This is a genomic window from Paenibacillus humicus NBRC 102415 (assembly GCF_004000905.1).
Classification (GTDB): domain Bacteria; phylum Bacillota; class Bacilli; order Paenibacillales; family Paenibacillaceae; genus Paenibacillus_O; species Paenibacillus_O humicus.
In genome coordinates this window covers 95,769-114,437 of record NZ_BIMD01000011.1, presented here as the reverse complement: position 1 = coordinate 114,437, position 18,669 = coordinate 95,769, and the positions used below count along the sequence as shown (strand labels likewise).

The window sequence follows — 18,669 nt, the reverse complement described above, 5'->3', positions numbered from 1 at the left end:
AACTATACCAAAACCAATACTACCAAGGATTCAAAAATATGGTAACATGGAAGAGGATTCAGACTCAATAAGGATGTGACATTATTTGGAAGGATATATTCAGCATAAGCTTTTCTCTGAAATCGATCTTGCCGACCCGTTTTTCGATAGTCTTAAAGGAGACTATCCGGGTTTCGAAAATTGGTTTGAAAGGAAGGCTCAAGAAAAAGCATATGTTTTGTACAATCCCCAAAGAAAATTGGAAGCTTTTCTATACTTAAAAGTAGAGAATGGTCCAATTGAAGATGTCACACCGGTAATTGAAGCGAAATCCGTATTGAAGATAGGTACAATGAAAGTAAACCCGCATGGCACAAGGTTGGGAGAACGCTTTATTAAAAGGGCCTTAGATGTTGCAATTAGCAGAGGTGTTGAAGGAATTTACGTTACAGTATTTGCTAAGCACGAGGCACTAGTCAGCCTTTTTCTGAAGTATGGTTTCATTCAGCGGTCAACTAAGGACTCTGCTTCCGGTACAGAGCTTGTGCTGTGGAAATCCTTAACCGAAACAAAGAATAATTTGCTCTTGGATTTTCCGAGAATAAGTCAAAGAGGGAGAAGAAAGCATATTCTCTCTATTTTCCCGGAATTCCATACTCGACTATTCCCGGACTCAATACTTAACAATGAGCGCTTTGATATTCTTGAAGATGTTTCACACACAAATAGCATCCATAAAGTATTCATTTCCGCTGCTCCGGTTTCTGGTCTTAGGCCAGGTGACATTATAGTCATTTATAGAACTACTGACAGACAAGGGCAGGCGAGATTCAGGTCAGTAGCCACTTCTATTTGTGTCGTAGAAGAGATTAAATCTAAACAGAGTTTCAGTGATGTTAGCTCATTCATTGAATATTGTGACAAGTATAGTGTCTATACGAAAGAGGAGTTACAGGGTATTTATTTTGGGAAGCAACGTCAGCATGTTATAAAGATGGTATATAATATTGCTCTAAGGAAGAGGTTGACGCGAGGGCAACTTATAGATCAACTTGGGATTGAGAGTGATCGTTGGACGTATTTTGAACTGACCGACAATCAATTTGATTCCATTTTACAGGCAGGTGATGCACATGAAAGTCTTGTTATCGATTAAGCCCGAATTTGTTGAAAAGATATTCGCAGGAGAGAAGAAGTTCGAGTACCGACGCACGATTTTCAAAAAAGATGTAGAATCGATTGTCGTATATTCGACCAAACCAGAAGGGAAGATTGTAGGGGAGTTATTTATAGAATATATTTTAAACGATTCTCCTGAGTCCATCTGGTCATCTACACAAAAAGATTCTGGCATCAGTTATAGTTTTTTTCAGGAGTATTTTGGAGATCGAACGGAAGGCTATGCAATAAAGATCTCAAGGGCAGTGCAATATGAACAACCTTACGATCCCGTTATGCAAGACAGCAATTTTCGAGCACCTCAATCTTTTTGTTATATTGATTAGAGCGGAGAGGTACCCTACGGAACTTACGTCCAACTGAGTGCAGAGAGCGGCACGACCATTCGTTATACCTTGAACGGCAGCACGCCGACATTGGATAACACGGACTTAAATAGTTTCATGTATAGTGCCGGTTCGCCGATTTACGTAGTGAACGATATGATCATCCATGCCGTCGCCTTCAGAGACGGCTGGGAGGTTAGCGACGTGTTGACGCTGAGCTATAGAATCGATTCAAGCACACGGCCCCTCTCCTTATCCGGTGTAGAGTATATCGGCGAAGCGTCCGGCTCATCCGGCAGTCTTCTGAAGATGACGTTCAGCAAGGCCGTCGATAAAAAAGTCGGCAGAGAATGGCAACTACACGGTGTTGATTCAGAACGGTATGTTCTCCCAACCGGCGTTCGTTCATTCCGTGACTTGGGGCGGCGTTGGGCATGAGAACGAGGTTACGCTTGAGGTCGATAGCTTGGCGAGCTTAGAGCCTGGCATCTACGTAAGCGTCCAAGTGTCCAACGTTCAAACCAGCGACTTGAGCGAAACGATCCAGAGCGGTAATGATAATGCCCAATTCACGATGCCTTAGGCTGGTTGTACTGGGATTCCATAAACAAAGGCACCCGTTTGGGTGCCTTTGTTTATGGAATATAGCTGATACGGTGAACCATATCATAAGTAGGGCGAAAAATGGGAGTCAAGGAGGGCCGATAGAACGGTAAAAGCGGTGGAGGAAGGCTATAGAAGGATAATTATCCCCTATGGACCATAGGAGGTTTCTGTGTTCTAAATTAACGAATTAAGCCATTAAGCATGCATGGGCAAGCAGCTCAAAAGAACGCAACCGTTTCCGATAGTCGGGAATCATTGTAACGACAATGAATTCATCAACGCCATACAAGTGAGATAACTGTTGGAGCTTTTTCTTTAGGCTCTCAGGCGTGCCTATCAGCAGCTTACGCTCCGAAAGCGGAGCCGTTTCCCTTGCGGAAGCTTCTTGTTGAAACAAAGCTGTACCCGAGGATGCCAGCCTCTCTGCCTCCTCCTCTGTTTCCGCGCAAACGACACCAACGGCAACGATCGCTCGCGGTACAGGGGAAAGAGCTGACGGAGTAAACCCTTCGCGGTAAGCCCTTAATACTTCCTCCCCGGCTACTTCGCTCATGAACTGACCAAAAACATAACCGGTTCCAAACTCAGCCGCATAAGCCGCGCTTTTCTTATTTGTCCCTAGCAGCCACAGTTCTGGCGGTACGGATGGAGTTGGGCGGGCGGTAATCCGACGTCCTTCATATTCATAGCTCCCCTGCAAAAACTCGGAAACTCCCCGGAGCAATTCTGGCATTTTCCAGACATTTTCAAGAAAGTTGTCACTAAGAGCGAGACTGACTTCAGCGGAACCGCCGGGCGCCCTTCCTAACCCAAGATCAATTCGTCCCGGGTACAGGCTAGCGAGCAAATGAAAGGATTCTGCAACTTTAAGAGGCTTATAATGCGGCAACAGCAATGCCCCGGATCCGATACGAATGCTTTGCGTTTTTGCACCGATATGCGATAGCAGCACATCCGTTGAGGTGCATGCCAGCCCTGGCATATCATGATGTTCCGCCACCCAATAACGGAAATATCCCAGTCTTTCGGCTGCTTGAGCCAGCTCTACAGCTTGTCCCAGTGCAAAGGTTGCATCGACCTCATCAAAAACGGGGACCAAATCCAAAACACTAAGTTTAATCGGTTTCGCTGTCATAGGCGTCCTGTTCGAGGATGTCGGTAAAATTCAATCATATCGATAAACGTAACCGTGTATTCGCTCATTACCTTGCCCAAATCATGCATTCGGCCATGACCGTCCTCTTTGGAAGCGAATACGACGTCGTGCCGCACCTTATCCATGATGATTTTGCCAATGAACTGGTGCTCGTACTCTGCATACTTGTTTTTGAATTCCTCATTAAACTCCAATAAATCTACGTAAGACCGCTCTAGCATCGCATTAACCAAAGTCAGCTCCTTCCCTTCCTTGTGGACTGCTGCGTAATAATTGCCCCGATCATCCTTAATCAGATCCTTTAACAATTCAACATTCAAAGTAATGGACTCCCTTCATAACTCCTGTGCAAGAACACTTTATCTTGCTTATTATTCCTATTCATTTTGTACATATACGATTAATTCCGTTCCTATACCTTCCTGGCTTTCAATTCGAATCGTGATAGGTGAGTTGTATGCTGCAGCGTCGCGAATTGATGCATACCGGCGAGTCTATGAAAGATGCGCTGAACTTGGATACGAAGCTCGGGTTTGAACCGATGCCGCAGTACGTTTTCTTAAAAAAAATGTTGAGATGCACGTTCACCGGAAATTGGGGTTTGGTGTATTATTACAAATAGAAACATGATATGGAATAAAACCCGTAATTTGATACAGGAGGGAACATGGCTACGAACGAGTACTATATGCCGACGGAATGGCGGATTAAAGGAGACATCTGGGAGGTTTTCGAAATCTGTTCGAATTTCCCGGACTATCAGAGATGGTGGCCCAGCGTGTACTTGAGGATCGATTCGGCCGGCAAAGATCTGGAGACCGGCGGCGAGGTGTACGCCATTCTGTCGAAGAGCAAGCTGCCGTACAAGCTGCGCTGGCAGTCCTGCAAAACGGGCGAGCAGGCGCCTCACAGCATTTCGCTGAAGGGCACAGGCGATTTGACCGGCCACGGCACGTGGACGTTTCAACAGGACGGCGATTACGTAAACGCGCGTTTCGATTGGTACGTGACTGCCGACAAGCCGCTGCTGAGATATCTGTCGCCAATTTTCAAGCCGTTGTTCCGGGCAAACCACTACTGGGCGATGGACCGGGGAAAAGAGAGCCTGGAACGAGAACTGGAGAGAAGACGCAAAGCGGGCATCTCCGATTCAGGCTGATTTGTCGGAGGAATATGTAAGGAGCTTGGCCTGGAAGGCCGGGCTTTTGGTGCATCTCATCCCAACAAGGAACCGACATCGTTTCACCAATCCTGCAGAGCCGTCGGGGACGTTCCCTGACGGTTTTTCTTTCGCAGTCGGTGACGGCTCGGTCAAACGGAAGTGGCCGAGCTCGCGATAAAAGGCCTATTGTGGTACTCCGCAAGCCAATACCGGTGGTATCCCCACTTGTCGGCATGTGTGGCAAAATCCAGCGTGTTCCGGTATGATTCGGCTGGATCATACACGATGACATCGTGTTCCTCTTTTTCCTCGTCACCGCGGAATTAAATTTCCCGGCAGGGCTTGTCGGCCAGATCCGCTGTCGGGAAGCTGTCGTACCCGATTGGTTGCGGCGTACAGTAAGTATCCTGATGCCATCTTAATCGTGTTTCTCCATCTTCGCATGCTTTTCCTATTGTTGAACAAACTAGTGAAGGTCTAATCATCCATAGGGAGGACATGCGCATGAACCCCAAGTATAAGCCATTATTTGAAGACTTTACGCTGCGAAGCGGCATCCGGGTGGACAATCGAATCGTCATGGCCCCCATGACGAACTGGTCGTCGAATGAGGACGGCACGGTGTCGGACACCGAGGTCGACTATTACATCCGTCGCGCCGGCGGCGTCGGCATGGTCGTGACCGCATGCACCTACGTCACCCGCAACGGCAAAGGGTTCGCCGGCGAATTCGGTGCCGACACCGACGACATGATCCCAAGCCTGCGGCGTCTTGCGTCCGCGATCAAGGAAAAAGGCGCTGTGGCGCTGCTGCAGATTTTCCACGGGGGGCGCCTGTGTCCGCCGGAGCTGGTGCCGAACGGGGATATCGTGAGTGCGAGCGACGTACCGTCGGAACAGAACGGGAATTTCAGGCCAAGGCCGCTTCAGGATGAAGAGATCGAAGCCATCGTGCGCGACTTTGGGGAGACGGCGCGGCGGGCAATTGAGGCGGGCTTCGACGGGGTGGAGATTCACGGCGCGAACGGATACCTGCTGCAGCAGTTTTTCTCGCCGCATACGAACCGCCGCGACGACCGCTGGGGCGGGGATTTGGCCAAACGGCTGACTTTTCCGCTCGCGGTGGTGGAGGAGGTAAAGCGGGTCGTCGCCGGGCATGCCAAACGGCCGTTCGCCGTCGGATACCGCTTCTCGCCGGAAGAACCGGAGGAGAACGGCATCACGATGGACGACACGTTGAAGCTGGTTGACGCGCTTGCAGGCCGGGAGCTGGACTATCTCCATGTGTCGCTCATGGACTTCCGGTCCCAACCGCGGGTCGGGGCGGACGACAGCAAGTCGCGGCTGCAATGGATTGTGGATACGGCCGGAGGACGGACGCCCGTCATCGGCGTCGGCTCCGTGCATACACCCGAGGAAGCGCTGGAGGCGCTGTTGACGGGCGCAGCGCTGGTTGCCCTTGGCCGCGAGCTGATCATGGAGCCCGATTGGGTCGCTAAGGTCGCGGAAGGCCGGGAGGCCGAGATCGCGACGACGCTCAGCAAGCAGGACCAGCGCCGGCTGGTCATTCCGCATCCGCTCTGGCAGGGCATCATGGGCGCACCGGGCTGGTTCCCGGTGGTGGACTGAACGTCTCGCCGCAGCCGGCATTTCCGTCATGCGTCCATTTTGGGATAAGCCGATGACAAAAACGGCTGTACGGCGGTGCTCACAGCTGCTGGGGTGGGCGGCGCTGTTGATCATCACGGTCATCTCCGCATTGACAGGAAATGGGTGCAAGGCTGGGAAGGCGCGCATCCCAGGATTGCTTCAACAGGCGAAGCGTTTTCCCTTTGCGATTCAGCGCAAGATGAAGGCCGCGATCCAGGCTTCGCGCGGAAAGGCGAATAAGGCCCGGATCAACGCTCGTTTCTCGGGAAGCAGGAGCTTTATTTCTTCGTAACCCGTCAGCAACGCATACAGGAGCGAGGGGTTGATCAGGTTCGGAAGTAACGTCTCCGTGGATGAGGGCCGCCGGAAGGTTTTTTCCTCGGCCAGCATGCTCATCACGGAGGGCTTCCGAAGAATAATCGCGGCGTCCTGATATGGCGTCATGCAATCATGCCCATGCCGTTTAAACCAATACGCCTCTCGCTTATCTTGCTTAAACCTCGTCAAGCGCGCGCCCCAGGCGCAAGCAACCTTACTCCTCCGCTTCAAGCCTCCGATTTTCGATCCACTCCATCATGTAATAGGGTCTGCCTTGTCTCGCGGGTTGGCATCCATTTCGGCATATGCGGATAGGCGGCTTCTTTAGGGTGATCAACACTTCTCCCCTATATTTGACCGCCCGAGCAGCATGAAGACGTCCGCGTGGAAGAGTCTTTCAAGCTTTCCGCCAGCTCTTTATCCTTTACTTTTCCGAAGTGTTCCCGTGCTTTTCCGATTTGTTGGTTGGCTATTTTGATATGCGTCCCCACAGCATTCCCCTTCCCTTCTCTGTGAAATAAGCAATATATGAGCATGTGCCAAGCTGTGCCTGAGCGAATAACGAAAGCGCTTTGGGTTTATTTTCAGTGGACGTGAACGGGGTGCGGCGCCAGTCACATCATAGTGTCAGGGCCGCCGAGAATGAGATAGAATAAAAGCTATAAATCCCCAATAAAGGATGAGAAATATGACCCAGAGCGAACAATCCAGCCACAAGCCTGACGAGATCACGAAGGACGGGTCGTTCAAACGTCAGATCAATCGATTCACGACCCCGTTCGGGGATGGGCCCGGCGAGCTGCCGGTCGAAGCGGGGCGATACCGCCTGTTGTGGTCCGCGGCATGCCCGTGGGCCCATCGGTCCGTCATCGTCCGGCGCGTCCTCGGACTCGAGGATGCGATCAGCCTGGGAACCGTTAGTCCGATGAGGCCAAGGCTTCAGCGCGTGGACTGGGAATTCTCTTTGGACCCGGACGGCGTCGATCCGGTGCTCGGCATTCGATATATGAGCGAGATTTACTTGATGACGGACCCGGATTACGAGGGCAGACCGACCGTGCCGGCGGTCGTGGACGTGAAGAAGCGGGAGGTCGCGAACAACGACTATTTCAAGCTGACCAACGATTTGGAGACGGCGTGGGCCCCCTATCACAAGCCGAATGCGCCCGATTTGTATCCGGAGCCTTTGCACGATCAGATCGTCGCCTTGAACGAGACCATCTTCCACGACATCAACAACGGCGTATACAAATGCGGCTTCGCCCGCTCCCAGGAGGCCTACGACGCCGCTTACGATACGCTGTTCGCCCGATTGGACGAGCTGGAGCAGAGGCTGTCGGAGCGCCGCTTTTTGCACGGGGATTACATCACGGACTCTGACGTCAGGCTGTATACGACGTTGGTCCGGTTCGATGCGGCTTACTATACCGCGTTCCGGACCAACCGCACCCTCATACGCGAGTTCAAACACTTGTGGGGGTATGCGCGCGACCTGTACCAGACCCCTGGATTCGGCGACACGACCGATTTCGACGCGATCAAGCGGCACTATCATCTGTCGATCACCATTGCGACGGACAAGCCGGAAGCAGGCATTTTGCCGAAAGGGCCGGACTTGGCCGTCTGGGATTCGCCGCACGATCGGCATGTACTGAGCGGTCAGGAAGGAAAGTTTCTCATTCGCGTCTAACAGGAAGGAGTCGAAAACGATGAATCTACGCAACGCCGCAACGGGCGAGAGGAGCTACATTCGGCAACAAAGACTGGACGCCTACCGCGAGCACGCGAAGTCCATTCCGGACGCCCATTGGCAGGCGCTGGCGCGGGCGATCACGTCGGAAGCCGACACGCAGCCGGGCGTCGATCTCATCGTCGCCGAGGTCGACGGACATATCGCAGGCAGCGTGGCGATGTTCCCGCCAGACACGGATGCATACGAGGGCCATGCCCTGAAGCTGGCCTATCCGGAGATCCGAATGCTCGCGGTGTCTCCCGAATATCGGGGGAAGGGCGTGGCATCGGCGCTGATCGCAGAATGCATCGGGCGGGCTAGAGCCCGAGGCTGCCGGTGGATCGGCCTGCATACCGGCGAGTTTATGAAGGACGCCCTTCAATTGTACGGGAGGCTTGGTTTCGAACACGTGCCGCAGTATGATTTTCAACCGGCGGACGATGGCATTACGGTAAAAGCGTTCAGGCTCTCGCTGGATGCCTGACTGGCCTGCGGACGGAGTGCTCGAGGAACCGACGGCAGGCAGCTTGCGTCACGTAGCCGATATGGGGCGTCGCCAGCACGTGGGGCAGATGGCGGTACGGATGCTCGGGCGCAGCTGCTCGACGTCTTAGAGATCGAGGCCGGGACCCGCGATGCAGAGTTTTTTTCTTTTACGATTGACCCAGAGAGGGATACCGCTGAGGCACTTATAAAGTATTCGGAAAAATTAGAGGCCGACCTCAGTGGCTGGGATTTTCTGCGTGGGGAAGAGGCCGGCAATTTTGACATTCTAGTGATGAAAGATGAGGGAGGAACTTTATCACTTGTCAATTTACGCGGCTGCTATATGTTCCATGCCATCGTAACAGCCCATTCAAGGCGCTGTTGAGAGCAATGCTGGGAGTAAAGTCTACTTCTACCAGCCGTAGACGGTATGGGAGGATAAGCATGAAGTTGAGTCATAGCTGTTCACCATCCATGGACCGGATGCTTGACAGACATGGCAAGCTGCTGGCGGAATTGTCCTCCTAAAAGGCTAACGGCGATTCAGCCCCATTTTGCAGGTGTGGGGTTGAATCGCCGTTTTTTTCTTACTCTTGATTATGTGCTGCTTCGTCCTTAACTTCCTCTTGAAAGCCTTTAATGCTTACTTTACGGCGTTCATTTTTTTCTTCGATTTGGTTGCGTTCCTCGCTGCTGATTTCAGAGGAGAATTCGTTTAAATATTCTTCAGCTTCATTCAGGTTTTGCTTTGTATTCTGAATACTTTGCTGTAAATGCTCCACATTATCTGCTCGATTATCCGGTTTTGCCATACGTTTATCGCCTCCTGGTAATTGAAGCGCTCGCTGGAGCACTAACAAGTAGCTTGTTCGCTAACGAACGGTTTTATGCATTATCTTTTGGATACCGATATAAGGTATAATTCCTCCCGCCATTAGGACTTAGGCTGCCTTCCGACCCGTAAATGCCAACAAAATGGCAATATTTTTTTTTGGTATATGGAGGTAGTAAAAATCAAAATACAGGTTGTGAGGTTAAATGTGATGATTCTTACTCGATCTCTTGCGGATAATATTGTTCAGAAAACAAAGGAATTAACAGCATTGCATATGAACGTTATGGACGCTAATGGCATTATCATCAGCTCCAGCGATCATGAGCGAATAGGTATCTTTCACGAAGGAGCCGCAAAGGCTATCCAGAACGGTGTAGACCAGATCATAACCGAAGAGATCTATCAGAAGATGATAGGAACCAAACCAGGCATAAACATGCCTATACGCTTTGACGATATGGTCATAGGCGTTATCGGTATAACGGGCGATCCGGATCAAGTGCAGCCTTTCGGCAAAGCGGTTCAAATGATGACGGAGCTCATGCTGCAGCAAGCCTTCCTGAGTGAACAGGTCGGCAACGAGGAGAAGGCGCGCGACTTTCTGGTACAGGATTTGATCGCCGGGCAGAACGACCGTGGGCTCGATGCGGTGATAGCCAGAGGCCAGCTGCTTGGCGTTGATCTTACCCTTCCAAGAAGCGCATGGGTTATCCAAACCGAAAATAGCGATAAACAAACAGAAACGTTAGAGATTCATCGATCGCTCGTCCGCAAAATATCGAACCTGTTTCCAAACCCCCGGCAAATCTTGTGCTCCCGGGTACAAAGGAACCGTTGGGTTATCATTACGGAAATGCAGCCTTTGACCGATCGAAGCCGATTTGAGTCGATCTCGAACCAAATCCGGAAATTGATCTCGGAGCGGATGAGCACCAAAGCTTATCTTACGGTAGGACGACAGGTACCCGGCGCAGATGCCCTGCACGTTTCCTACAAAGAGGCGCTAACCCTTTTGAAAATAAACCGGCTGTTTCCTGAAAACGCCGCCGTCAAGCATTTTTACGATCTCGGTCTTGAGCTCATGTGTGCCGAAGTAAATGCCTCCACGAGGGCGCATATTATTGACCGATCGCTGGGCGCTCTTCCCGATTTCCCGGATTTGATGGAGACGTTGAACGCATTTCTCAACTGCAGCTTAAATATTGCTTCTGCGGCGAAGATGCTCTGCGTTCACAGAAATACGCTGCTGTATCGATTGGATCGAATCAAAGAGATATCGGGCAACAATCCTAGAAACTTCGATCAAGCGGCCCAGATGCATGTGGCGCTTCTTCTCGTACGCATGAAATAAGGTTAATTAAAGGACTGTTCAGCAACCACTTTTTATACAATATATATAAAAGATTGAATTGAAAGCGCTATCTAATTTGTATGTTTTATATATTGCAACAAAATCAGCACATTCTATAATGAAATTGAGCATCGGAAGGGAAAGGAAATTATCGATATGAATCTTTATGATTTGTCACGGCAAGAGGGCTTCTTAGATGAGATTGTGATGATACTTCATGAAGAAACCGGACAAAACGTTAATCTGATGGGTGCTGGGGGTGTTATTCTATCCACGACGAGACCGGAAAGAAAAGGGACGGTTCATGAAGGCGCCAAAAAAATTATGGAAGGCCTCCTGAATGAAGCTATGATAACGGAAGAAGACGCACTTCGAATGGAGGGCGTCCGACCCGGATGCAATCTCCCCATTGAGTTCGATGGCCATCGTGTGGGTGTCATCGGGATGACGGGTAATCCGCAAGAAATGCGCCCGGTGGTTAGAGTTGCCGTAAGGACTGTTATTCTATGGCTTCGGAATTATCAGCAAGCTGTTACGCGGAACAGGACTTCTTCCAACGCCTTCTCGCTGCTGCAAAATATGGCTGCCTCCATCGAAGAAATCACGGCAAGCTCAGAGGATTTCGTATCCGCCAGTGCAGCCGCTTCTGAAGAGGTACGGACTGGCAGCGAGCATGTCAACAATGTTGGTGAGGTTCTGACGATAATCAATGAAATCGCGGACCAAACCAATCTGATCGGCCTGAATGCCGCTATTGAAGCTGCAAGAGCCGGAGAAGCCGGAAGAGGCTTTGAGGTCGTCGCATCCGAAATACGTAAGCTGGCCCAAAAGAGTCAGAAATCCGTAAAAGAGATTCAACACGCTCTTACCCAAGTCCAAAATAGGTTCCGCAACATCGAGAAGCAAGTTAAAGCGAATGAAATCACGGCTAACGATCAAGCTGCAGCCCTGCAGGATGTCGCGAAGCATGTGGTTCATATTGAACAGCTGATGGAGGAACTGGATCAAGGAGACATCAAATGAGAATTATCATCGCGCCCGATTCATTCAAAGGCAGCCTGTCGGCAAAAGAAGCCGCATTCGCCATAAAAGCAGGGATTCGCAAAGCGCTTCCTGAAAGCGCTATCTTCATCGCGCCTATGGCTGACGGAGGCGAGGGCACCATGGATTGTTTGGTCGAGCAGACCAACGGTACTACGGTGTCGGCTAACGTCTTGAATCCATTAGGCTTGGAGATACGTTCGGGCTTCGGAGTTTCAGGCGACACGGTTACCTGCATCATCGAACTGGCTATGGCATCCGGTCTGTTCTTGATCGGTGAAGAAGAACGCAACCCGATGCTTACGACCACCTATGGTTTCGGCCAATTGATTCGTGCAGGTCTTGATTCTGGCTGCCGGAAATTTATACTCGGACTCGGCGGTAGTGCGACCAACGACGGCGGCGCCGGTATGTTGCAGGCGCTGGGCGTAAAATTGCTCGACGAGGACGGCAAAGAGCTGCCTTATGGCGGCGGAAGTTTAGGGCGTTTGGCGCATATCGATTTGACGGATCTGGATCCGCGGCTGAAGGAATCGACCTTTACGGTAGCTTGCGATGTCGATAATCCTTTTATCGGCCCGAATGGCGCCTCCTATGTTTTCGGACCGCAGAAGGGCGCCACTGCCGAAATGGCATACGAACTTGACTGCAATCTTCATCATTACGCCGACATCTTGAAATCGTCTACCGGTGTGGCGATCCACAATGTTCCGGGCGCCGGTGCAGCCGGGGGTGTGGCTGGCGCAATCATAGCTGTCCTTGGCGGCAAACTTCAGTCGGGCTTCGATATCGTGGCTGAAACGACTAACCTCGAAGAATATGTACAAGGATCCGACCTGGTTATTACAGGTGAAGGACAGACCGACTTTCAAACCGCCCGGGGAAAAACGCCATGCGGTGTTGCGAGAATCGCCCGAAAACACGGCGTACCTGTCATCGTCCTATCCGGTTCTATAGGTAAGGGCATCGATGCCTTATATCAAGAAGGCGTCCATGCGGTAGTCAGCATCATGAACCGCCCTATGTCTCTTTCAGAAGCGATGGAACAAGCAGCCGAGCTGCTCGAACAACAAGCCGAACAACTTATTCGTATCTACATGATCGGGAGGTAATAGCAGTGGGAGCTGACGGGTTTACTCAAGAAGCCATAAATTTAGGACCTATTCTACTAGGCCTTCTACTTGTATGTATTGTATTCATTGTATACGCGACAGCAAGATGGAAGCTCCATCCCTTCATTTCCATCGTGGCCGCTACATACATCCTGGCTTTGGGCACGAACCTGCTCGCCAAATTGAACGGTATAGAGGGTCCTCTAATCAAAGACATTGGGGCTACTCTGACCAGCGGATTCGGCGGAATTATAACAAGCATTGGTCTCGTTATCATCTTCGGAACGATGATTGGAAAGATTCTAGAGAAATCTGGCGCGGCGGTTAAAATGGCCGACGTTGTCCTTAGACTGCTGGGTGACCGCCATCCAGCTGTTGCAATGTCCATTATCGGCTGGATCGTGTCCATTCCCGTCTTTTGCGATTCCGGATATGTTATCCTCTCTTCCCTGAAGAAATCATTGGCGAAGAAGACGGGAGTCAGTGTCGTTACGCTGGGCGTTGCCCTGTCAACCGGTTTATACGCCACTCATACGCTTGTCCCCCCTACTCCAGGCCCTATCGCGGCCGCAACGAATGTCGGAATCGGTCCGGACGGACTATTCTGGGTCATCGTAATCGGTCTTTTCGTTTCCATCCCGGTTGCATTGGCAGGCCACATATGGGCTCGTACAGTCGCTTCCAAGCTGCCTTCCAACCTTGATGAAGCAACGGAAACATTCGAAGAGTACAAACAGCGCTTCGGCAAACTGCCGTCGGCAACGGCAGCGTTCGCTCCTTTGCTTGTCCCTATCGTTTTGCTGGCTCTGGGTTCATTCGCCAACTTCCCTGTGGGAACGGATGCCGAAGGGAACAAAGAATTGCTGATGAGCGGTTTTGCCTATACGTTCTTCACATTTGTCGGCGCACCCGTGAACGCTCTCTTTATCGGGTTGCTGCTCGCCATGTTCTGGCTTCTTCCGAAGCGCAACGAAGAAACCCTTACCAAATGGATGAGCGAAGGCCTTCTGGACTCCGCGATCATCATCATGATTACGGGAGCAGGCGGCGCATTGGGCGCAGTCATCCGCGCAACCCCGATTGCGGATTACGTGAAGACGCTTATTGGCGGCAACAGCGCAATGGTCGGTGCGGGAGCACTTCTCTTCGTCTTTATTATCGCTGCTCTCCTGAAAACCGCTCAAGGCAGCTCGACGGCTTCACTGGTTATCACATCGACTCTCGTCATGCCCATGATTCCGTCACTGGGGCTCGATACGATGATGGGATCGGTGCCGATCGGGCAAATGTTAACGGTAATGGCGATTGGATGCGGTGCGATGGTCGTGAGCCATGTTAACGATTCCTACTTCTGGGTTGTATCCCAGTTCTCCGGGATGAACCTGAATACCGCCTATCGCGCCCAAACCATGGCGACATTGGTTCAAGGCCTGGTCGGTATTGTCGTCGTTGTGATTATGGGGCTGTTCTTCCTGTAAGGACTACGCCTGTTGTTAAAAGTGATGCAGGAAGAATAGTACTATTAAAGCAGTGCTTTAGGGCTCCCTACACCGGCATGCTCGTCGAAAATACCGTGCATGGAATGTATGATCATCACTCTCCATTTCCATAATAGAAGCATGCATGCAAGTTCAAGGCGTGCCATAACAGGAGGGTGATTATGAAGGCTGTAACTTTCAATGGCATGAAGGACATGCAGGTGAAGCAGGTCGCTGATCCGACGATTCAGAAAAAAGACGGGATTATCGTCAGGATCACCTCGACCGCCATTTGCGGTTCCGATCTCCATATATACCAGGGGGCGATTCAAGCCCAAACCGGATACGTGGTCGGACATGAACCGATGGGCATCGTCGAAGATGTGGGCCCTGAGGTGACAAAGGTCAAAAAAGGGGACCGGGTTGTGCTCCCGTTCAATATTTCTTGCGGCAGCTGTCATTACTGCCAGCATGAAATGGAAAGCCAATGCGACAACTCCAACCCCAACCCTCAAGTGGATACGGGAGGTTACTTTGGGTTTACCGAACGTTACGGGAATTATCCGGGCGGACAAGCCGAATTGCTTTACGTGCCGTACGGCAATTTCATGCCGTTCGTTATTCCGGAGTCATGCGAATTGGAGGATGAGAAGCTCCTGTTCCTGTCCGACGTTCTGCCGACGGCCTATTGGAGCGTGGACAACGGCGGCGTGAAGCAGGGGGATACGGTGGTGGTGCTCGGCTGCGGCCCCGTCGGCTTGATGGCGCAAAAATTCGCCTGGATGAAAGGGGCCAAACGGGTCATCGCAGTCGACAATCTCCCGTACCGGCTGAACCATGCCAAAAAAATGAATAAAGTCGAAATCTTCAACTTTGAAGATTTCACAGACATGGGGCTGCATATAAAAGAAATAACAGGCGGGGGTGCGGATGTCGTCATCGATTGCGTCGGAATGGACGGCAAGAAGACGCCATTGGAGGAGGAGGAGCAGAAGGCCAAGCTGGTTGGCGGAACGCTCAGCCCGATCAACATCGCGATGAATGCGGTGCGGAAATTCGGCACAATTCAGATTACAGGGGTATACGGTTCTAAATACAACCAGTTCATGTTCGGAAACATTTGGGAACGAAACGTGAAGCTGACCATGGGACAGGCGCCCGTCATTCATTACATGCCGATGCTGTATAAAAAAATTATGGCAGGCGAGTTCGATCCGACGGAGATCATCACGCATAAAGTGCCGCTCGATCAGGCGCATGACGCGTACAACACCTTTTACAACCATGCGGACGAATGCATTAAATTTGTCCTGAAGCCTTAAATGACGGCAATGAGAAGAGGGGCTGTGCCACGGGGAATTGTATCCTGAGGGACAGCCCCGTGTGTTTAGCCGATCTTTCGTCAATATTGGCGGGACCTAGTTCCGTTATAGGGCTAAAACCGCCAGGTTTACAGCAAGCCCCCGGAAGACCCGATCCGCGCCTTTGGATAGGTTGCGTAAGCCCGCACCGCCGCTTTCGCAACCTCCATGTCGTTTGCGACCGTACTGCCGCTTGCGCCGACCGCCCCGACGATTCTTCCTTCGTACGCCAACGGAATCCCCCCTCCAAACACGACCACGCGTCCGTGGTTGGTCGTATTGATCCCGTACAGCTCCCCGTTCGGGACCGCCAACGGAGCAAGGTTCGCCGTGGGCATTTTTAGCGCGACCGCCGTCCATGCCTTATTAAGGGCGATGTCGACACTGGCCAGCCAGGCATGGTCCATCCGATGAGAAGCAACGAAATTCCCGCCATCGTCTACGATGGCGATCACTTCCGCGATCCCGAGCTCCCTTGCCCGGAGTTCCGCTGCGTGAATCAACACTTTGGCGACTTCCAGTGTGATTTTCAACATCTGTGTCCTCTCCCTCTCGACTGATTCGATACATGATATGAATCATGCGCTTTAGGTATGCTTTCGATCCCGTCATCATAGCATTCGTACATCCATGAATGGAGCGGGTAAATTTCCGCTTCTTTTCTTGCTCTCATGCGAAGATGTCTGGTCCCCTTTTTTTGGTAACTTGGGCATCTATGTCGGCGAGCAGTCCGGAAAAACGAAAAACGGCTCTTTCGAAATCAATGCGAACTTTTTGAAATTGTTCCACGGAAAGAAAGCACTCTAACGAATGAGGTGAAAGAATGGTAAAAGCATTGGAGAATGTCCATGTTATCATTACCGGTGCCTCCGACGGCTTAGGTTATGCCATGGCAGAAGCCCTTCTTGATAAAGGGGCAAAAGTAGCAGTAGCATCCCGTCCAGGGCCAAAATTAACTGAAGCCGTAAAAAAACTTAAAGAAAAGGGATATGCGACTGTTTTTGAACTTCCACTGGATGTGAGATCAGAGGGATCGGTAGAAGATGCGGTGAAATGGGTAAAAACGGAATGGGGGAAAATGGATGTCCTTGTAAACAATGCCGGCATCGGGATGCGAACGGTCAACCCGCGTTTTCTGGCGGATCCGCAACCCTTTTACAAGGTAACGCCGGCAGGCTTCCGGGATCTTATCGAAACCAATCTCACCGGTTATTTTCTGGTAGCGCGAGGATTCACCCCACTCATGATCGAACAAGGAAAAGGGCGAATCATCAACATTTCCATGAATCATGAGACCATGAAAAGAAAGGGTTTTGTTCCGTACGGTCCGTCGCGCGCCGCAACAGAATCGCTGTCGGCGATCATGGCGGAGGATCTGAGGGAAGTTGGAATTTCGGTCAACCTGTTGCTTCCGGGCGGAGCAACGGCGACAGGAATGATTCCGGATGATCTGCGCAGCGAGATCGAGGCGAAATTCCGGCTGATGCAGCCGGAGGTTATGGCGGAGCCTATTGTCTTTTTGGCTTCACCGGAAGCGGAGGGCATTACGGGGGAACGCATTGTGGCCTCCGAATTTGAAAGCTGGTTAAAGGATAAAAGTGAAAAATCAACTCATTGAAATAATCGCCTCTCAGCATCAAGTCATTGGAATCGAAAAAGTGCAATTAACGCACGTCGCTCGTGCGGTTAACCTATATGGAACCCTTTCAAGGGTACTCAGAAATGTATTGAAGCCGACTACAACCAGCAGTCGGCTTATTTCTTCTCTTATTGGGCAATGGAATTCTATTGTGTGCTTTTCCAAGAACAGATGTTCAAACAAAATTCTCTAGAACAACCTTGCCAATCGTCCTATTGCTCTCCAATAGCTTGTGGGCTTGGCGAAGATGCTCTGCCGAGATCGGTCCAAGCACTTCGGAGAGCGTCGTCTTCAATTGTTGATGATCCACAGCATCAGCTATCAGATTGAGCAGCAAGTGTTGCTCGATCATATCATCCGTTTCATAAAGCGAGCGAGTAAACATAAACTCCCACACGAAGGTGGCGCTTTTTTGCTTAAGCAAATTGAGGTTGAGCGGAGAGGCAGGATCATCAATTGCGCAAACGACTCCTTGGGGAGAAACGGCTTCGCTGATGCCGGCCCAGTGTTTTTCCAAAGCATTCAGGCAGAAAATATACGGCACGCTTGAAAACCCAATCGCTTCAAGCTGCGGAAGGAGCGGCTCATGGTGGTTAATGGTATAGTCGGCGCCCATTGATTTAACCCAATCGACGGTTTCCGGCCGGGAAGCAGTCCCGATTACAATGAGCCCCGCTTGTTTTGCAAGCTGGATGGCAATGGACCCTACACCCCCAGCTGCCCCGATGATAAGCAGGGATTTTCCTTTGTTGGCGTCCGAATCCGGAGAGATCGACATTCGGGTAAATAATGCTTCCCAAGCTGTGATAGAGGTTAAAGGAAGAGCCGCCGCTTCCGCGAAATTCAATGAAGCTGGCTTGCGCCCTACAATCCGCTCATCAACGAGATGGTATTCACTGTTTCCGCCTTGTCTTGCAATGCTGCCCGCATAAAAAACTTCATCCCCCGGACGGAACAAAGAGCAGTCCGGTCCGACCTCTTCAACAATTCCTGCAACATCCCAACCTAGAATTTTAGGAACTTCTTCAACTCTGTCTTTAGGCGCACGTACCTTCGTGTCAACCGGATTGACCGATATGGCGATGACTTTGACCAAGATGTCACGGCCCGTCGCTCTCGGTTTCTCCACAACTACATCTACTAAGCTTGCTGGATTTTCAATTGGAAGGTATCGAGTTAGTCCTACCGCCTTCATTGTAGCCATAATAAACCACATCCTTTCGTTCCTAGTATACCCTTTGCAAGGTAATGACTAAAA

General features: G+C 51.0%; 19 protein-coding genes and 2 pseudogenes. 14 read left to right on the top strand and 7 right to left on the bottom strand.

What is annotated here, in order from left to right; translation table 11 throughout:
• Positions 1-85 precede the first annotated feature (85 nt).
• From PHU01S_RS09870 to PHU01S_RS09860, 3 genes and pseudogenes are all read left to right on the top strand, one after another.
• A complete protein-coding gene (locus PHU01S_RS09870; RefSeq protein ID WP_127507416.1) occupies positions 86-1,135 on the top strand; it encodes an N-acetyltransferase in 1,050 nt (349 codons plus the stop codon).
• The gene (locus tag PHU01S_RS09865; protein ID WP_307721792.1) at positions 1,107-1,484 is read left to right on the top strand and encodes an ASCH domain-containing protein; all 378 of its coding nucleotides are present in this window, start codon (positions 1,107-1,109) and stop codon (positions 1,482-1,484) included. Before PHU01S_RS09870 ends, PHU01S_RS09865 begins: the two co-directional genes overlap by 29 nt.
• Positions 1,485-1,496: 12 nt before the next feature.
• Positions 1,497-1,922 (top strand): annotated as a pseudogene (locus PHU01S_RS09860) (FN3 associated domain-containing protein); the annotation flags it as partial.
• A 355-nt stretch (positions 1,923-2,277) separates the two neighbouring features.
• Here the strand turns inward: PHU01S_RS09860 and PHU01S_RS09855 are convergent.
• Together PHU01S_RS09855 and PHU01S_RS09850 are read right to left on the bottom strand one after the other, a co-directional pair.
• Entirely contained in the window at positions 2,278-3,225 is a 948-nt protein-coding gene (locus PHU01S_RS09855; protein WP_127507410.1) for an LLM class flavin-dependent oxidoreductase, read from the bottom strand.
• The gene (locus PHU01S_RS09850; RefSeq protein ID WP_049868591.1) at positions 3,222-3,566 is read right to left on the bottom strand and encodes a hypothetical protein; all 345 of its coding nucleotides are present in this window, start codon (positions 3,564-3,566) and stop codon (positions 3,222-3,224) included. The genes PHU01S_RS09855 and PHU01S_RS09850 overlap by 4 nt, the downstream gene beginning before the upstream one ends.
• Before the next feature lie 347 nt (positions 3,567-3,913).
• Between PHU01S_RS09850 and PHU01S_RS09845 the strand changes: the two genes are divergently transcribed.
• Positions 3,914-4,405: an SRPBCC family protein gene (locus PHU01S_RS09845; protein WP_127507407.1), complete on the top strand. Its 492-nt coding sequence runs from the start codon at positions 3,914-3,916 to the stop codon at positions 4,403-4,405.
• Between the two features lie 155 nt (positions 4,406-4,560).
• Here PHU01S_RS09845 and PHU01S_RS26625 read toward each other — a convergent pair.
• Positions 4,561-4,683 (bottom strand): annotated as a pseudogene (locus PHU01S_RS26625) (LLM class flavin-dependent oxidoreductase); the annotation flags it as partial.
• A gap of 229 nt (positions 4,684-4,912) precedes the next feature.
• On the opposite strand from PHU01S_RS26625, the gene PHU01S_RS09835 reads away from it, so the two are divergent.
• The gene (locus PHU01S_RS09835; RefSeq protein ID WP_127507405.1) at positions 4,913-6,037 is read left to right on the top strand and encodes an NADH-dependent flavin oxidoreductase; all 1,125 of its coding nucleotides are present in this window, start codon (positions 4,913-4,915) and stop codon (positions 6,035-6,037) included.
• Between the two features lie 210 nt (positions 6,038-6,247).
• Here the strand turns inward: PHU01S_RS09835 and PHU01S_RS09830 are convergent, their stop codons facing one another.
• Positions 6,248-6,454: a hypothetical protein gene (locus tag PHU01S_RS09830; protein WP_164763038.1), complete on the bottom strand. Its 207-nt coding sequence runs from the start codon at positions 6,452-6,454 to the stop codon at positions 6,248-6,250.
• Between the two features lie 610 nt (positions 6,455-7,064).
• On the opposite strand from PHU01S_RS09830, the gene PHU01S_RS09825 reads away from it, so the two are divergent.
• From PHU01S_RS09825 to PHU01S_RS27130, 3 genes are read left to right on the top strand one after another with little or no spacing between them, the layout of a single operon-like run.
• Positions 7,065-8,066, top strand: a complete 1,002-nt coding sequence (locus tag PHU01S_RS09825; RefSeq protein ID WP_127507401.1) for a glutathione S-transferase family protein — start codon at positions 7,065-7,067, stop codon at positions 8,064-8,066.
• A 19-nt stretch (positions 8,067-8,085) separates the two neighbouring features.
• Entirely contained in the window at positions 8,086-8,592 is a 507-nt protein-coding gene (locus PHU01S_RS09820; protein WP_021877650.1) for a GNAT family N-acetyltransferase, read from the top strand.
• The gene (locus PHU01S_RS27130) at positions 8,593-8,979 is read left to right on the top strand and encodes an SCO family protein (RefSeq protein ID WP_127507436.1); all 387 of its coding nucleotides are present in this window, start codon (positions 8,593-8,595) and stop codon (positions 8,977-8,979) included. It begins immediately after the preceding gene.
• A 202-nt stretch (positions 8,980-9,181) separates the two neighbouring features.
• Here PHU01S_RS27130 and tlp read toward each other — a convergent pair whose 3' ends face one another.
• The gene (gene tlp / locus PHU01S_RS09810; RefSeq protein WP_048748327.1) at positions 9,182-9,406 is read right to left on the bottom strand and encodes a small acid-soluble spore protein Tlp; all 225 of its coding nucleotides are present in this window, start codon (positions 9,404-9,406) and stop codon (positions 9,182-9,184) included.
• 186 nt (positions 9,407-9,592) lie between these two features.
• Here tlp and PHU01S_RS09805 point away from each other — a divergent pair, with 186 nt between their 5' ends.
• From PHU01S_RS09805 to PHU01S_RS09785, 5 genes are all read left to right on the top strand, one after another.
• Positions 9,593-10,780, top strand: coding sequence for a CdaR family transcriptional regulator (locus tag PHU01S_RS09805; RefSeq protein WP_127507398.1), 1,188 nt, complete (start codon positions 9,593-9,595; stop codon positions 10,778-10,780).
• A gap of 156 nt (positions 10,781-10,936) precedes the next feature.
• Positions 10,937-11,803: a methyl-accepting chemotaxis protein gene (locus tag PHU01S_RS26885; RefSeq protein WP_127507396.1), complete on the top strand. Its 867-nt coding sequence runs from the start codon at positions 10,937-10,939 to the stop codon at positions 11,801-11,803.
• A complete protein-coding gene (locus tag PHU01S_RS09795; RefSeq protein ID WP_049868584.1) occupies positions 11,800-12,933 on the top strand; it encodes a glycerate kinase in 1,134 nt (377 codons plus the stop codon). The genes PHU01S_RS26885 and PHU01S_RS09795 overlap by 4 nt, the downstream gene beginning before the upstream one ends.
• 50 nt (positions 12,934-12,983) lie before the next feature.
• Positions 12,984-14,411 (top strand): GntP family permease, encoded by a 1,428-nt coding sequence (locus PHU01S_RS09790; protein WP_084781725.1) that lies wholly within the window; start codon positions 12,984-12,986, stop codon positions 14,409-14,411.
• Positions 14,412-14,593: 182 nt separating this feature from the next.
• A complete protein-coding gene (locus PHU01S_RS09785; protein ID WP_048748740.1) occupies positions 14,594-15,733 on the top strand; it encodes a zinc-dependent alcohol dehydrogenase in 1,140 nt (379 codons plus the stop codon).
• A gap of 128 nt (positions 15,734-15,861) precedes the next feature.
• Here PHU01S_RS09785 and PHU01S_RS09780 read toward each other — a convergent pair whose 3' ends face one another.
• Positions 15,862-16,308 (bottom strand): GlcG/HbpS family heme-binding protein, encoded by a 447-nt coding sequence (locus PHU01S_RS09780; RefSeq protein WP_048748741.1) that lies wholly within the window; start codon positions 16,306-16,308, stop codon positions 15,862-15,864.
• Positions 16,309-16,595: 287 nt separating this feature from the next.
• On the opposite strand from PHU01S_RS09780, the gene PHU01S_RS09775 reads away from it, so the two are divergent.
• A complete protein-coding gene (locus tag PHU01S_RS09775; RefSeq protein WP_048748742.1) occupies positions 16,596-17,390 on the top strand; it encodes an SDR family NAD(P)-dependent oxidoreductase in 795 nt (264 codons plus the stop codon).
• Positions 17,391-17,586: 196 nt separating this feature from the next.
• On the opposite strand, the gene PHU01S_RS09770 is transcribed toward PHU01S_RS09775, so the two are convergent.
• Positions 17,587-18,615: a zinc-binding alcohol dehydrogenase family protein gene (locus PHU01S_RS09770; RefSeq protein ID WP_246029190.1), complete on the bottom strand. Its 1,029-nt coding sequence runs from the start codon at positions 18,613-18,615 to the stop codon at positions 17,587-17,589.
• Positions 18,616-18,669 lie beyond the last annotated feature (54 nt).